Annotated in this window: 14 protein-coding genes; 6 read left to right on the top strand and 8 right to left on the bottom strand. The window is 53.4% G+C overall.

Going from position 1 to position 14,487, the window contains the following annotated elements; all coding sequences use genetic code 11:
- The coding region (locus QSV34_RS09270) for a transposase (RefSeq protein ID WP_289151995.1) at nucleotides 1-170 on the top strand (170 nt) is incomplete at its 5' end.
- Between the two features lie 215 nt (nucleotides 171-385).
- Here QSV34_RS09270 and rhlB read toward each other — a convergent pair.
- The 3 genes from rhlB to QSV34_RS09255 all read right to left on the bottom strand — a co-directional run bounded on the left by rhlB (nucleotide 386) and on the right by QSV34_RS09255 (nucleotide 3,987).
- Nucleotides 386-1,699: an ATP-dependent RNA helicase RhlB gene (gene rhlB, locus QSV34_RS09265; RefSeq protein ID WP_289154024.1), complete on the bottom strand. Its 1,314-nt coding sequence runs from the start codon at nucleotides 1,697-1,699 to the stop codon at nucleotides 386-388.
- A 113-nt stretch (nucleotides 1,700-1,812) separates the two neighbouring features.
- Nucleotides 1,813-2,415 (bottom strand): HvfX family Cu-binding RiPP maturation protein, encoded by a 603-nt coding sequence (locus tag QSV34_RS09260; protein ID WP_289154022.1) that lies wholly within the window; start codon nucleotides 2,413-2,415, stop codon nucleotides 1,813-1,815.
- Nucleotides 2,416-2,472: 57 nt separating this feature from the next.
- Nucleotides 2,473-3,987, bottom strand: coding sequence for an FMN-binding glutamate synthase family protein (locus tag QSV34_RS09255; RefSeq protein WP_289154020.1), 1,515 nt, complete (start codon nucleotides 3,985-3,987; stop codon nucleotides 2,473-2,475).
- Nucleotides 3,988-4,377: 390 nt separating this feature from the next.
- Here QSV34_RS09255 and QSV34_RS09250 point away from each other — a divergent pair, with 390 nt between their 5' ends.
- From QSV34_RS09250 to QSV34_RS09235, 4 genes are all read left to right on the top strand, one after another.
- Entirely contained in the window at nucleotides 4,378-5,742 is a 1,365-nt protein-coding gene (locus tag QSV34_RS09250) for an MATE family efflux transporter (protein WP_289154018.1), read from the top strand.
- 71 nt (nucleotides 5,743-5,813) lie between these two features.
- Nucleotides 5,814-6,059, top strand: a complete 246-nt coding sequence (locus QSV34_RS09245; RefSeq protein WP_289154016.1) for a GrxA family glutaredoxin — start codon at nucleotides 5,814-5,816, stop codon at nucleotides 6,057-6,059.
- 339 nt (nucleotides 6,060-6,398) lie between these two features.
- On the top strand, nucleotides 6,399-7,421 hold the full coding sequence (gene trhO, locus QSV34_RS09240; protein WP_289154014.1) for an oxygen-dependent tRNA uridine(34) hydroxylase TrhO: 1,023 nt from the start codon (nucleotides 6,399-6,401) through the stop codon (nucleotides 7,419-7,421).
- A gap of 126 nt (nucleotides 7,422-7,547) precedes the next feature.
- Nucleotides 7,548-7,991 carry a hypothetical protein gene (locus QSV34_RS09235; RefSeq protein WP_289154012.1) on the top strand — a complete coding sequence of 148 codons (444 nt, stop codon included), beginning with the start codon at nucleotides 7,548-7,550 and terminating at the stop codon, nucleotides 7,989-7,991.
- Nucleotides 7,992-8,202: 211 nt separating this feature from the next.
- On the opposite strand, the gene QSV34_RS09230 is transcribed toward QSV34_RS09235, so the two are convergent.
- On the bottom strand, nucleotides 8,203-8,427 hold the full coding sequence (locus tag QSV34_RS09230) for a TM2 domain-containing protein (protein ID WP_289154010.1): 225 nt from the start codon (nucleotides 8,425-8,427) through the stop codon (nucleotides 8,203-8,205).
- Nucleotides 8,428-8,587: 160 nt separating this feature from the next.
- Between QSV34_RS09230 and QSV34_RS09225 the strand changes: the two genes are divergently transcribed.
- Complete coding sequence (locus tag QSV34_RS09225) at nucleotides 8,588-9,895, top strand: DUF5690 family protein (protein ID WP_289154008.1); 1,308 nt, start codon at nucleotides 8,588-8,590, stop codon at nucleotides 9,893-9,895.
- Here QSV34_RS09225 and prmC read toward each other — a convergent pair.
- The 4 genes from prmC to hemA form a co-directional block, all read right to left on the bottom strand.
- Nucleotides 9,869-10,714 (bottom strand): peptide chain release factor N(5)-glutamine methyltransferase, encoded by an 846-nt coding sequence (gene prmC / locus QSV34_RS09220; protein ID WP_289154006.1) that lies wholly within the window; start codon nucleotides 10,712-10,714, stop codon nucleotides 9,869-9,871. The two genes, QSV34_RS09225 and prmC, sit on opposite strands and share 27 nt — an antisense overlap.
- 121 nt (nucleotides 10,715-10,835) lie before the next feature.
- Entirely contained in the window at nucleotides 10,836-11,822 is a 987-nt protein-coding gene (locus tag QSV34_RS09215; RefSeq protein ID WP_289154004.1) for a leucine-rich repeat domain-containing protein, read from the bottom strand.
- A gap of 186 nt (nucleotides 11,823-12,008) precedes the next feature.
- Nucleotides 12,009-13,094, bottom strand: a complete 1,086-nt coding sequence (gene prfA, locus QSV34_RS09210) for a peptide chain release factor 1 (protein ID WP_289154002.1) — start codon at nucleotides 13,092-13,094, stop codon at nucleotides 12,009-12,011.
- On the bottom strand, nucleotides 13,094-14,362 hold the full coding sequence (gene hemA, locus QSV34_RS09205; RefSeq protein WP_289154000.1) for a glutamyl-tRNA reductase: 1,269 nt from the start codon (nucleotides 14,360-14,362) through the stop codon (nucleotides 13,094-13,096). The genes prfA and hemA overlap by 1 nt, the downstream gene beginning before the upstream one ends.
- Nucleotides 14,363-14,487: the final 125 nt, after the last annotated feature.

Raw genomic sequence — 14,487 nt, 5'->3', positions numbered from 1 at the left:
AAGAGATTTACAGGCGCCGGCAGGAGACAGTTGAACGCAGCTTCGCTGATGCTAAACAACTACACGGTTATCGATATGCTCGCTACACCAGGCTTAATAGAGTGGCTGGTCAGTGTCTGATGGCTGCAACTGCCCAAAACATCAAGAAAATTGCTCAGATGGCGGCCTGAGCCTCTATTGAGCCCTCTCTACACTCCAAACCCCTTGCTTAGCCTCTGTAAATGCCCCAGTACGGTGTTTGCGAGGCTCAACCTAGATTCGAGAAACTCTCCGGCTTTTGGGTTAGCAATGCCCAGAAACAACAAACCCCAGCAAAAATGCCAGGGTTTGTCAGCGATCTGGGCCACCGCAAAGGTGGCCGTTTTTGGTTGGGCGTACACTCGCATTAAGCGAGCAACTCCTCCGGCGGTTGTTCACAGGTCAGTTTGTTGTCTTCCCCCAGCAATTGCTGGATGGGTTCCAGCAGGAAGGCGTCGTCTTCGCAGGCAAAGCTGATGGAGGTACCGGTTTTGCCGGCGCGGCCGGTACGGCCGATGCGGTGGATGTAGTCTTCCGGCTCTTCCGGCAGGGTGAAGTTCACCACGTGGCTGATGCCATCTACGTGGATGCCGCGGCCCGCCACGTCGGTGGCCACCAGCACTTTGAGTTTGCCGGATTTAAAGTCTTCCAAGGTGCGCACCCGTTTATTTTGCGGCACATCACCGGATAACAGCCCAACCTGAAAGCCTTTCTTTTGCAGGCGCTCTTGCAGGCGACGGCACTGGTCGCGGCGGTTGGCGAAGACAATAATGCTGTCCACATTGTCTTGCTTGATGATGTTGTCGAGCAGGGCGAACTTATCTTCCGTGGCGGTGATGTACACCTTTTGATCCACGGTATCGGCGGCCGCGTGTTCCGGCTCAATTTCCACCATCACCGGTTGCTGAGTCCAGTGTTCGGACAGGGACATTACTTCCGGGGTAAAGGTGGCACTGAACAGCAGGGTTTGGCGGAAATCCTTTTTCGGCGTCTGGCGCACGATGCGGCGCACTTGCGGGATAAAGCCCATATCCAGCATGCGGTCCGCTTCGTCGATCACCAATATTTCTACTTGATCCAGATAAACATCGTGGCTGCCGGCAAAGTCGATCAGGCGCCCCGGCGTGGCCACCAGAATATCCGCCAGGCGGTCGTGGAGTTTTTTCTGCTGTTTGCCGTAATCCATACCGCCCACCAGAGTGTGGATGGTAAGGCCGGTGTGTTTGCACAAGGCCAGGGCATCATCGGCAATTTGCATCACCAGCTCCCGGGTGGGGGCGATAATCAGGGCGCGAGGCTCACCAGCGTAACGCTCGTCTTCGGGAACGGGGTTTTTCAGCAGGTCGTCAATAATGGTAACCAGAAAGGCAGCGGTTTTGCCTGTGCCGGTTTGAGCCTTGCCCACCACATCGTGGCCGCACAGGCTGTGGGGCAGTGAGTGCGCCTGAATGGGCGAGGCGTATTTAAAGCCCACATCGGCAATGCCGTGCATCAGCGGCAGTTCCAGATTGAGATCGTGAAAGCGCAACTTGCCTGCCTCCGGAGTTACCGGAAATTGCTCCAGGCTCCAGGCTTTGCCAGCGCCACCGCGATTGCCGGAAGGACGGCGACGGCGGCGATTGTGGGAACGGCGTCTGGAATCGCCACTTTTTTGGGATGCTTCTTTGTTGTCTTGGGACATAGTTCAACTGTTCAAAAATTAGCCAAAATGGCGAAGCGGCGGATTATAACAGGAATGGCACTATCAACCAGAATAGAAAAAGCCGCCCGGAGGCGGCTTTCATGGTGAGATACTTACTTCTGCTCTTTGCAAAATAATTTGCAAAGCCAATAGTCTGCGCTGGCGTATCGCCCACCACCGGTAAACATCAAACTCAGCAGCATAATAAAGTAGGTCACTGCAAACTCGACCCCGTTGTTCAGTATGGTGACACTGCCGCGTCCAGTGAGCCAGGAATAGTTGCCGTGCTGTTTCAAAATAGACTTAATCGCATCCTTACGTTCTGCGGCTTCCATTACCCGGTCGTTGGCCAGCCAACTGGATGAGTCTGAAACCGCCAACCAGCCGTTTTCCCAGTGCACCGCAAAAGTAGCCACCAACATAGTCACCATTAAGGGAATTGCGACCACTCGAGTTGCAAGGCCAATCAGCAACATAATGCCGCCTACCAGTTCAGCACCCACGGCCAGAGCAGCCATGACTTCTGGCATTGGCAGACCCAGGCCCCAGTCAGCATTGCCAAACCAGGACACAGTGCCCTCCCAGCCGGACAATTTATTCCAGCCAGCCTGTATCATCACAGGAGCCAGGTATATACGAAAAAACAGCGGAGCTAGAAAATCGACTTTGCTGGCACCATTCATAAAGCCATTGTGCAGGCTAAACAGTTTATTCATTGTTGTTCTCCAGAATATTTGCGCCCCCTTTGAGGGTAAAGTGCGCAAATAATTCCCTTACTCAACAATTCTTACTGGCTGATGGCGAGCACGATAGAGAACGTCCAGGGATTCCGAGTGCCCCGGCTCAATCACCATGCGAGCGTGGCGACGGGTGAGCTGGCGCGGCTCTGACACGCCGCAGGAGTGCGCGATAACGCCTACTTCGTGCACCATATGCTGCGCATAACTGGTAACCCGAACGGATTTATCGGCGGGGTTGAGCCCCTGTTGAAGTTTTTTGTTGTGGGTAGTAATACCCGTTGGACAGGTATTTTTGTTGCACTGCAACGCCTGAATACACCCCAGGGCAAACATAAAGCCCCGCGCCGACACCACAAAATCTGCCCCTGCACACAGTGCCCAAGCCACATCCACCGGGTTGACCAGTTTGCCGGTGGCGATCAACCGTATGCGTTCGCGCAAGCCGTAGTGTTCCAGCTTGTCCACCAGCCAGGGCAAGCTCTCGCGGATGGGCAACCCGGCATGATCCATCAGGCTTTGCGGCGCAGCACCGGTGCCACCATCCGCACTGTCCAGGGCAATAAAATCCGGTGCCGACCATTCACCGCGCTCGCGAACTTCCGAACACAGCAGGTCAAAAAAGTCGGTGCCTCCCATGACCATTTTTATGCCCACAGGTTTGCCGGTGACGTCGCGAATGCGGTGGATCATATCCAGCAGGTCACGCACAGAGTGTATTTCCGGGTGGCCGTTGGGGCTGATGGAATCTTGCCCGGCCGGAATACCACGAATGGCTGCAATTTCCTCGGTGACTTTCAAGCCTGGCAGAATGCCGCCCTTGCCCGGCTTGGCGCCCTGGCTGATTTTCAGTTCAAACATGCGCACCTGTTGGTGAGCGGCGATCTCGCGCAGTTTTTCATCACTGAGGTTACCGTTTTCATCACGCACTCCGTATTTGGCAGTACCTATCTGCATTACCAGGTCGCAACCCCCGGACAGGTGATGGGGGCTCAAACCACCCTCTCCGGTATTCAACCAGCAGCCCGCTTCCTTCGCCCCCCTGGAAAGCGCCTGAACCGCCGGGCTCGACAATGAGCCGTAGCTCATCCCGGAAATATTAAAAAACGATGGCGCTTCGTAGGGGGTACGGCACCAGGGGCCGATCACCAACGGCGGCGCAGTGCATACGTCTTCGCTCAGGGTGGGGAACGGGGTGCTGACAAACAGCAAGGTGCCCGGTTTATCCAGAGGCGCGGTGGAACCAAACGCCAGGGTGCTATCGACGTTTTTTGCCGCTCGATACACCCAGGATCGCTGTGCGCGGTTAAAGGGCATTTCTTCCCGATCCAGGGCAAAAAAGTACTGCCGGAAAAACTCGCCCATGTGTTCAAACCAGTAACGCAGGCGGCCAATTACCGGGTAGTTGCGGCGAATGGTATGGCGCGTCTGGTTGACGTCGATAACATACAACACCGCCAATATGACCAGCCCCAATACCAGCAGCCCTAAAACCGATGCCGCGAACAGCTGCATGGCAAAGGTTAAAAAATCAATTTTTTCTTCTGACATACGTACCCCAACTATAAGCCTCAAAAAATTAAGCCTTTGCGACAACCGCAATGGTCGATATGCTTCGCCGCTCCTTGATAGAAAGCTCCAGCACTCACCATGCCTCAAGCCTTGCAATATCGCCAGCTAGGGTCTGTTTATACTTCATATCCGCCACTGTTGGCGGCTGAAAAGGCGTCCATCTAGGCGCGAGGAGAGTAGTTTGGTCATTCCAAATGAGCGACGAGCAACAACGAGGGGCGCCTTTTCAGCCCCAACCCCTTTTATTAAAACGCATGGGGCTGAGGCTATTTTTGCGCTCCACTGCGTTGTAAATCGCTTATGTAGAATGACTACACGACACTCTTTACGCCTTGTTGAGCACAAAAATCGCTCTCAGCAGTGGTGGATATGAAGTATAAACAGACCCTCGTCGGCGAGGCAGTTCGCCTGTTTCGCTTCGCACTGCCTCTGGTTATCGGCCAGGCGGCGGCTGTGGGCATGGGGCTGACCGACGTATTTATGGCCGGTCAGGCCAGCGTGGATGATCTGGCCGGGGTCACACTGGGCAACAGCATTACCATTTTTGTGTTTTTGATTCTGGGGGGCATCCTGTTTGCCAACGCGCCCCTTATTGGCCACCACTTTGGCGCCAACGATCACAACGCCCTGCGCAATCAGTTCCACCAGTGCCTGTGGCTGGCTCTGCCACTTGGCTTGATTGCCAGCGCTACCATGTCTGGTGGGTTGTGGCTGGTGGGGCAACTGGGGGCTGAGCCTCAGGTAGTGGCCATCGCCCGCGGCTACATGGTGCCGATGATCGCCGCGGTGTTCGGCTTTCATCTGATGTTCTGGCTGCGCACCACTCTGGAAGCCGTGAGCCTGCCGCGAGCGGTGATGGTGGTCAATATTTCTGGCCTGCTGCTGAATATTCTGCTGGATTACGCGCTGGTATTCGGCCACTGGGGGCTGCCCAAGCTGGGCGGTGTCGGCTGTGGCTGGGCCACTTTGATTGTGGTGTTCTTTCAGGTACTGGCGTTTGCCTTGTGGTTGTTGCGCAGCCGCGCCACCCGTGCGATGAAACTATTCGCCCAATTGGCCCGACCACAACTCAGAGCCATTGGCGACATTCTGCGCCTGGGCGCACCCATCTCGGTGGGCATTCTGTTTGAGTTCAGTTTTTTCGGCATTATCCCGCTGATCGTTGCCAGCCTGGGCAGTGAGGTGCTGTCTGGCCACAGCATCGCCCACCAGTTCGATGGCCTGATGTTTATTGTCTCGCTGGGTATCGGCCAGGCGCTGACGGTGGCTATCTCGCAACACATAGGTGCCGAGAACAGCGAAAAAGCCTGGCTCAGCTGCCGAGCCGGGCTAACCCTGATTGCCGCCATCGCCTGCTTGCAGGTGGCCGTTTATTTGCTGTTCCCGGAGGCCATTGCCGCCTTTTTCAACAAAGATCCGTCGGTACAAGCCATCGCGGTGCAACTGTTATTGATCGCCGCCATTTACCGTTTTTCCGACGCCATTGCGGTGGGCGCCATGAGTGCATTGCGGGGCTACAAAATCACCAAAGCACCGATGATTGTGCAATTCGTTGCCTTCTGGGTGGTGGGCTTCCCGTTGGCCTACAGTCTGGCAATGACTGACTTCTGGGGTACAGCCATGGGTGTCAGCGGCTTTTGGGTAGGAGCTACCGTGGCCCTGAGCATTTCAGCTCTGTGCCTGATGGCTATGGTGCAGCACCATGGCAAGAAAAAAACTATCAAACTCATTTAATCAATTAAATAGTCTTAATAAAGGGCAGTAGTTACAGTGCACACATCGAATCACTTATTGAGGAATTGATGATGAGCACCAACAACACTCGCTACACCATTTTTGGTCATCAGGCCTGTGGATTCTGCCGCCAGGCAAAAGCGGTGATGGAGCAAAAAAACCTGCCCTACCGCTACGTGGATATTCATGAAGAAGGCATCAGCAAGGCCGACCTGTCGAAAACCATCGGCCAACCGGTAAACACCGTGCCACAGATTTTTCATGGCACTGAATACATCGGTGGTTATGAAGCCTTGCAGAAGCATTTGGCAGCCTGACTGGTCGCACGTCGCATGTCTGACGTCGCACGCTAAAAGCACCATTCTATGTAGATAGTCACTCTCTGAAATAATGAGTAGCCCTACAGGGCTGGTGGTCATTGATAAGTTGCTTGTCGGACTAAAGTCCGACCTACGAAGTGCTTGGTTTTAGCGTGCGACATGCGACGTCAGACGTGCGACCTGTTAATTCAGCGCTCAAAAACCTAAATACTCTGTTCATTCAAATGTGGCAGTTATTCGCAATGCCGGATCAATTTCTATAAAATCCCGCCTCCCTGACTTTATGTCTTAAATGACTGCTCCGGATTTACGCTCCGGCTCGCACGAGGCAACACTATGACTACCCCGCACGTGGCCAGTTCTGGCCAGTATGTCGTCTGCGCGATGTACAAATTCGTTACCCTGAAAAACTACCAACAGCTCCGTGAGCCCCTGCTGGCCACCATGGAAGCCAACCGCATTTGCGGCACCCTGCTGCTGGCCAGTGAAGGCATTAACGGCACAGTCGCCGGCTCCCGCAAAGGCATCGACGCCCTGCTGCACTGGCTGCAACAGCAACCCGGTCTGGAAGGCATTGATTACAAAGAATCTCACACCGACCACAAACCCTTCCTGCGCACCAAGGTGAAGCTCAAGAGAGAAATTGTCACCATGGGCGTTGAGGGCATCGACCCGAAAAAAGTAGTGGGCACCTACGTCAAACCGGAAGACTGGAACACGCTGATCAGCGACCCGGATGTGGTGCTGGTGGACACCCGCAACGATTACGAATACCAGGTGGGTACGTTTAAAAACGCCATCAACCCCAACACCACCAGCTTTCGCGAGTTCCCCCAGTACGTGAAAGATAACCTGAACCCGGCTGTGCACAAAAAAGTCGCCATGTTCTGCACCGGTGGCATTCGTTGCGAAAAGTCCACGGCTTATATGAAAGAACAGGGTTTTGATGAGGTGTACCACCTGCAGGGCGGCATTCTCAAATACCTGGAAGACGTGCCCGCTGACAACACTTTGTGGGAAGGTGAGTGCTTTGTGTTTGATGAGCGCGTAACCGTTAACCACAACCTGGAGCGGGGCGAGTACGACCAGTGCAATGCTTGCCGCATGCCCATTACCAAAGTGGATCAACAGAGTGATCAATACCAGCGCGGCGTCAGCTGTCCGCACTGCTACGACAAAACCTCTGCCGCCGACAAGGCCCGCTACCGGGAGCGGGAAAAGCAAATTCAACTGGCCAGGCAACGCAACGAAGTGCACGTGGGTGGCGATGCCGCCAAACTGATTGAAGCCCGCAAGGCTGCCAAACAGGCGGCAAAGAAGTTGCAGAGCACCAAAGACCGCCTGACTACTGGCAAATAATTCCGTCAGTACATCCTGAAAACGGCCCGTTGGAGAAACTGACTCTGCAGGCCGTTTTTATTCAGGGAACCAACCAAAGCGCGGCGAATCTGATGGGTACCTCTTTGCATTTACCCATTAGACACCATGAGTTACCACAGTTTTTTACAGCAGGTGCGCCGCAATTCCGTGGCACTGATCAGCCTGACCATTGCCCTGGCAAGCCTGGGGTACAACACCTGGCGCAACGAAGTCACCGAACAAAATCGCAATGTGCGTACCGCAGGCTTTGCCCTGATAGAACGATTGGCGGAACTGGATGAGGTGGCCATACACATGCGTTACGCCCGCGACGACATGACCGCCGCAGAGCTGGAAAACTCCCGCAAGCGCGGTTGGGTGCAGGTGATTGCCATGCGTGATTTGCGTTACTTTATGCCCGACAACGTCAACGAGGAATCCACACAGCTGTACAGCAAGTGGCAAATGTATTCCGATGAACTGGGTAACAAAGCATCATACGACCGAGTAAATAACAGTATCGAATCGCTGCGGGAAAGCGTATTAACCGCCATCGGCGAGCTAGATTAGCGCGGCACAGGGACGTGCCGCCGCCGACAAAGTCGGCGCGAGCCCAAAAAAATCAAGAGGCTCCACGCAGCATCGCCAGATTTTTTTGGGCGACAATCAAATAGTTCAGGACGAACTATTTGATTGCCGGATTAATAGTATCTAAGCCCACAAACAAAAATCCCGGCAATCTGCATTGCCGGGATTTTTTGAACCTGCCAGAGATATCTACTCAGGTCCACTCAGTGATTTTATTGCCTTCTTTATCGGTAAAAGAACCGATAATAATCATAATAAAATCAATCAGTGTCCAGATACCCAATGCGCCCAGAGTGAGCAGGTGCAGAATTCCAGTGCCAATTTTACCCGCATAAAAACGGTGCGCTCCCAGTGGCCCCAGAAAGAAGCACAGCAAAAACGCTGGCAAAATACGCTTTTCAGTCGCTGAATCAGACATAGTTATTCTCCTTATAGAATGTTCCCCACATTCGGGTGGCCATAGCATACTGGCACCCTCTCCCGGTTTCCAGTACTGAAAATGCCCGCTCTGTCACAATAAAGTCACACTGCGCCGCTTAAATAACGCTCTTGGTGTATACCAATATTGAGCGGCTACTATGACTAATTTTCTACAAAGAATCACCGGCAAAGGCCAGGGTTTTGGCTTCTGCCTGTTTGCCATGGTAGCGGCTTTTTGTACGTACTCCTGCATGTACGCTTTTCGCAAGCCCATCGCGGTGGGCCTGTACGAGGATATTGTCTACTGGGGCATATCCATCAAGGTGCTTTACCTGTCAGCTCAAGTCGCCGGATACGCTTTGTCAAAATTTATTGGCATCAAAGTGGTGTCAGAGCAAAGTGGCAACAGTCGCGCCAAAGGTATTCTGACGCTGATCACCATCGCCGGTATCGCCCTGCTGCTGTTCGCATTGCTGCCGCACCCCTGGAATATCGTCTGCATGTTTTTAAACGGCATACCCCTGGGCATGGTATGGGGTTATGTATTCAGCTATCTGGAAGGCCGCAAAGTCACCGAGGTACTGGCCGCTGGCCTGTGCACCAGCTTTATCGCCTCCTCCGGAGTGGTAAAAACCGTCGGCAGTTATCTGATGCTGAATTGGGGCGTGGATGAATTCTGGATGCCGGTCACTACCGCTGCACTGTTTATGCCGCTGTTAATGTTGGCGGTATATATGCTGGAACAGCTGCCACCACCGAACGCGGATGATATTAGCCTGCGCACCAAGCGCGAGCCTATGGATGCCTCTGCCCGCCGGGCATTCTTCAAGCAATTCAGTACCGGTTTGTGCTTGTTGATCGGCGGCTATGTGCTGCTGACCATCTTTCGAGATTTGCGCGATAACTTCACCGCCAACATCTGGGACGAGTTGGGTTACACCGGTTCACCGGCCATTTTCAGCCTCACGGAAATCCCCATCGCGGTGGTGGTTCTGATTATTATTGGCGCCATGATGCTGATTAAAAGCAACAGTCGGGCGCTGATGGTGAATCACTTTTTGATTTTGTTTGGCTTTGCCAGCTGTGGGCTATCGACCCTGGCCTACCAGGCCGGGAACCTGGGCCCGATCAGCTGGATGATTATCAACGGTTTTGGCCTTTACCTGGCGTACGTACCCTTTAACAGCGTGCTGTTTGAGCGCCTGATCGCCACCTTCAAGCAAGTGGGTAATGTGGGGTTTTTGATCTACCTGGCGGACTCGTTCGGCTACCTGGGCAGTGTCGGCGTGATGGTGTACAAGAATCTGGGGCAAAACGACATTCAGTGGCACAGTTTTATTATTTATACCAGCTACCTGGTGGCGGTTATTGGCGCAGTGTGCACCGTTGGTTCCTGGCTTTACTTTGCCAACAAGCACCGACGGCAACAGCGCCTGCCATCACCTCTGGCCGGAGTAGCAGCCTAAACTCACCCGATCGTTACCCGCCAAATCCTGGCGGGTTTCTACCTGCTTAAAGCCACCTTCGGTAAGCAGTCTCTGTACAGCTTCCCCTTGGTCGTAACCGTGCTCAAACAACAGCCACCCCCCCGGCTGCAAATGGCCGGGGGCGCAAGCAATAATGGTCTCAATATCTGCCAGCCCGGATTGTTGCGCCACCAGTGCCGAGCGGGGCTCAAAGCGCACATCTCCCTGCTGCAGGTGGGCATCTTGCGGGTCGATATAAGGGGGGTTGCTGACAATCAAGTGGTAACCGTTAGCTGTCACACACTGAAACCAGCAGCTCTGCCAAACTCGCGCATTATTCAGTTGCAAGGTTTGCCGATTGCGCTCTGCCAAGGCCACCGCCTCTTCGACAACATCTACCGCATCTACCTGCCAACCACTGCGCTCTGACGCCAATGCCAGAGCAATCGCCCCGGTGCCGGTACCCAAATCCAGTACCTGCGCTTTTTCCGGTAAAGGCAGGTCAAGTGCAACTTCCACCAACAATTCGGTTTCCGGGCGGGGAATCAAAGTGCTTGGCTCCACTTCCAATGGCAACGACCAGAACTCCCGCTGGCCAATGATATAGGCCACCGGCTCACCGTTCTTGCGGCGTTCAAAGGCGGCGTAAAAATCAGCCAACCGGGCGTCGTTCAACTGATGATCTGGCCATGTGTAAAGAAATGCGCGATCCTTACCCAACAAGTGGCATAACAACACCTCCACATCCAGACGTGGAGTATCGCTGACGGCGGCGAGTTGGTCGCTACGACGCAGAAGTTCGGAAATAGTGGGGGGCACTGGCGGCGTTCTCGGTTGGTGAGCTAAGGAAAGAGGTATTGGGTCACTAACGTATGCAGGCGCAAAAGCAGTCGGGCTTTTTGTGGTTTTGTCGCTTGTACTCGCTACAAATATTTTGCACCTAAATCAACTCAGCAATTATTGCTCTTGCTTGATCTTTCATTGATTCGTATCTTTCAGAATAGGCATCGCGCCTCTCTTTTTCCTTTGAAGAGCCAACCTTTACTCTACCAGCTTTTTTGCCCGTAAACTCAAGCCACGTATTCTTTGGGTCGTCTATATGCCTTTCCCCATTGTAGTAAATTTTAACCTCTGGATGTTTTTCTCGAACTACATCATCTGACAAGTGGCTGCGAATATCATGATTTGGAAGTGGAATAGTTGAATATGCAAACTTTGTATAAGGACCACGCACAGCACCGTCAACATGAGGCATACCGACCTCTAATAAAGCGTACTCTTCAGCAGCTAACATAGTCCATGTTGCGCGAAAACTTTTGAGTTTTTTAAGTGTTAAAGCTGGCAGTAGTGCGGGGTAAGGTGTCTTGTTAATAATTTGCCCTAGAGATAAAACTTCGAGATTAGGCAAACCACTTAAAAATTCAAAATCTAGTATTGGTTGCTTCCAATCCAGCGTACCATCGATATTCAGATATCGAAGACTTCTTAAGCCTGACAAGCCTCCAAAATCAGTTACTCGCCTTAAATTCTCAAAGTGGATAGACTTTAAATTTGGGAGACCATTAAGAGGCGACAAGTCAGAAAAACCTGATACATATTCCATGACTAGCTCTTCTAAATTACATAATGAGCTTATAAATCCAATATCCTTTGTTCTGGCGTGAGTAACTCTTAGTCTTTTTAATTGTGTCAGCTTAGAAACACTCTCTAGTTGTTCTTTAGTAGGCTTATGAAGTGTAAGCTCTTCTAAATTTGGTAAAGAAGAAATGGTTCTCCACTTTTCATCTTCCTCACCAATAGTAACAACTGTAATCTCTGCACTTCCTGGTGGTACATCACCTACATAATAGGTGTAGCGCTCTCTATTAGGAATTATTGTCCAGTAGTCACCATCTCGATCCAATAAATCTCCAAAATGATGTTTCATAACTTCCCTAAAATTTATAGCAATTTATTGTGAAGCCACAGCCTACTTTTAAACCACCCTCAGCGCGACTGCGGCGATCTCCATACAGGCACTCCGAATTCAGAAGATTGCCACTTCGCCTGTAGCGGCTCGCAATGGCAAGGTAATTCGATCTGCCCGCGGCCCGTAACCCGAAACTCGTAGCATTTACTCCCCCGCCAACGCCGCCAACTGATCTGCCTGATACTCCGTCACCAACGGCTGCACCACTTCCTCCAATTTCCCCTGCATAATTTCGTCCAGCTTGTAGAGCGTCAGGTTGATGCGGTGGTCAGTGACCCGGCCCTGGGGGTAGTTGTAGGTGCGAATCCGTTCCGAGCGATCGCCACTGCCTACCAGCAAACGGCGGGTGTCGGATTGTTCTTTGGCCGCGGCTTCTTCCTGGGCTTGTTGCAGACGCGATTGCAGATGTGCCAGTGCCTTGGCTTTGTTTTTGTGTTGCGATCGCTCGTCCTGACATTCCACTACCAAGCCGGTGGGCAGATGGGTAATGCGAATGGCGGAATCGGTTTTGTTGACGTGCTGACCACCGGCTCCGGAGGCACGGAAGGTATCGATGCGCAGTTCCGCCGGGTTGATTTCGATGGCATCCAATTCATCTGCCTCCGCCAAAATAGCAACGGTGCAGGCGGAGGTGTGGATACGCCCCTGGGATTCGGTTTCCGGCACCCGCTGGACTCGGTGGGCACCGGATTCAAATTTCAGTTTGGAGTAGGCTCCCGCCCCTACAATGCGGCTGATCACTTCTTTAAAACCGCCGTGTTCACCGTCGCGAGCGCTGATCATTTCGATGCGCCAACCTTGCAGCTCCGCGTAGCGGGAATACATGCGAAACAGGTCGCCGGAAAAAATCGCCGCTTCGTCACCACCGGTACCGGCACGAATTTCCAGGAACACGTTTTTGTCGTCGTTGGGGTCTTTGGGCAACAATAGTTTTTGCAACTCCGTTTCCAGTGGTTCCAGCGCTGCTTCGCCCTGTTTTAATTCCTCCTGAGCCATTTCCCGCATGTCCGGGTCGGCGTCCTTGAGCATGGTTTTGGCTTCGTCGATATCCGCCAGCACCTGTTGGTAGCGGCCATAGCTTTTTACCACTGGCTCTAACTCGGCGTACTCGCGACTCAAGGCCTGGAATTTCTTCTGGTCACCGATAACATCCGGATCGCCCAGGGAAATTCCCACTTCCTCGTAGCGCTCCATCAGGTGTTCCAGTTTGTCGAGAATGCTCTGCTTCATTACTTCTCTGCTTTGTTGTTATCGCCAACGGCAAACAGTTTGCTCGCCAAGCGTATTTGGTCCTGACGGCCTTCTTCGCCGGCCTGCTTTAGTCCGCTGGTGGGCTGGTGGAGAAACTTGTTGGTGAGGTTGCGGGCAAACTGGCGCAATAAATCCTGTGGATCGTCGCCCCGTTGCAGCGCCTTCAGTGCTTTATCAAGTTCGTCGTCGCGCAGCTTTTCCATGGCGGTGCGCACCGCGCGTATGGTATCCACCGCGTCCAGGCCACGCAGTTGGCGCTGCCATAGCTCTACGCCGTGCTCAATAATTTCCTCCGCCTTGTGGGCGGCGCTTTCTCTGGAACGGATGTTCTCGTCGATCACTTCCCGCAGGTCGTCGACGGTATACAGGTAAACATCACTGAGCGACCCCACCTGGGGCTCAATATCCCTGGGCACGGCAATGTCCACCATAAACATGGGGCGATGTTTGCGCTTTTTCAGGGCCGACTCCACCGCTCCTTTACCGAGAATCGGCAACTGGCTGGCAGTGGAAGAAATCACAATATCGGCCCGGTGCAGGTGGTCGGGGATGTCCGACAACAGAATAGCGTCCGCACCGAATTGCTGCGCCAGTTGCTCAGCCCGGTTAAACGTGCGGTTGGCCACAGTAATGCCACCGATGCCCTTTTCAACCAGATGGCGCGCCGCCAGCTCAACGGTATCGCCAGCACCAATTAACAGCGCGTGTTCGCGGCTGAGATCGGAAAAAATCTGCTGCCCCAGACTGACCGCTGCGTAGGCCACAGATACCGGGCTTTCGCCAATGGCGGTTTCGGTGCGCACTTTTTTGGCCACCGAGAACACCTGCTGGAACACCTGATTGAGATGGCCGTTCACCGTGCCCGCTTCCTGGGCCACCGCAAAGGCAGACTTCACCTGGCCGAGAATCTGCGGCTCACCCAGCACCATGGAATCCAGCCCACAGGCCACGCGCATCATATGGCGGGCCATATCGCCATCCCTGTACAGGTAGTGACAATCGGCCAATTGCTGGCGAGTCAGAGAATGGTAACTGGCAAACCACTCCAGCAACGCATCGGCATCTTGCTGGCCGGCGCTGTACACCTCGGTGCGATTGCAGGTGGACAGAATCACCACTTCATCCAGGCCAACACGCTCGCTGGCCTGCTGCAACGCCGCCACCATGCGCTCAGGGGCAAACGCCACTCGCTCACGCACGTCCAGCGACGCGGTGCGGTGATTGATACCCAGGGCGAGAAACTTCATAAAATCAGGAGGTGGCCGACGAAACCGTGAATTTTCGGTGATTGCGGTGGGAAAACACAAGGGGCGGAAGAAAATAGGAGTCGAATGGCTGTGACAGTGGTCATAGAACATGACACTATTACCTG

The sequence above is a fragment of the Porticoccus sp. W117 genome (assembly GCF_030341905.1).
GTDB lineage: Bacteria > Pseudomonadota > Gammaproteobacteria > Pseudomonadales > Porticoccaceae > SCSIO-12696.
This window is presented reverse-complemented; position numbering and strand designations above follow the sequence as displayed.

Bases quoted from the DNA above. Each gene is read 5' to 3' on its own strand.
- QSV34_RS09250 (WP_289154018.1), top strand. From the start codon at position 4,378: ATGAAGTATAAACAGACCCTCGTCGGCGAGGCAGTTCGCCTGTTTCGC.
- QSV34_RS09230 (WP_289154010.1), bottom strand. From the start codon at position 8,427: ATGTCTGATTCAGCGACTGAAAAGCGTATTTTGCCAGCGTTTTTGCTG.
- QSV34_RS09260 (WP_289154022.1), bottom strand. From the start codon at position 2,415: ATGAATAAACTGTTTAGCCTGCACAATGGCTTTATGAATGGTGCCAGC.
- hemA (WP_289154000.1), bottom strand. From the start codon at position 14,362: ATGAAGTTTCTCGCCCTGGGTATCAATCACCGCACCGCGTCGCTGGAC.
- QSV34_RS09235 (WP_289154012.1), top strand. From the start codon at position 7,548: ATGAGTTACCACAGTTTTTTACAGCAGGTGCGCCGCAATTCCGTGGCA.
- rhlB (WP_289154024.1), bottom strand. From the start codon at position 1,699: ATGTCCCAAGACAACAAAGAAGCATCCCAAAAAAGTGGCGATTCCAGA.
- QSV34_RS09215 (WP_289154004.1), bottom strand. From the start codon at position 11,822: ATGAAACATCATTTTGGAGATTTATTGGATCGAGATGGTGACTACTGG.
- QSV34_RS09255 (WP_289154020.1), bottom strand. From the start codon at position 3,987: ATGTCAGAAGAAAAAATTGATTTTTTAACCTTTGCCATGCAGCTGTTC.
- trhO (WP_289154014.1), top strand. From the start codon at position 6,399: ATGACTACCCCGCACGTGGCCAGTTCTGGCCAGTATGTCGTCTGCGCG.
- QSV34_RS09225 (WP_289154008.1), top strand. From the start codon at position 8,588: ATGACTAATTTTCTACAAAGAATCACCGGCAAAGGCCAGGGTTTTGGC.
- prfA (WP_289154002.1), bottom strand. From the start codon at position 13,094: ATGAAGCAGAGCATTCTCGACAAACTGGAACACCTGATGGAGCGCTAC.
- QSV34_RS09245 (WP_289154016.1), top strand. From the start codon at position 5,814: ATGAGCACCAACAACACTCGCTACACCATTTTTGGTCATCAGGCCTGT.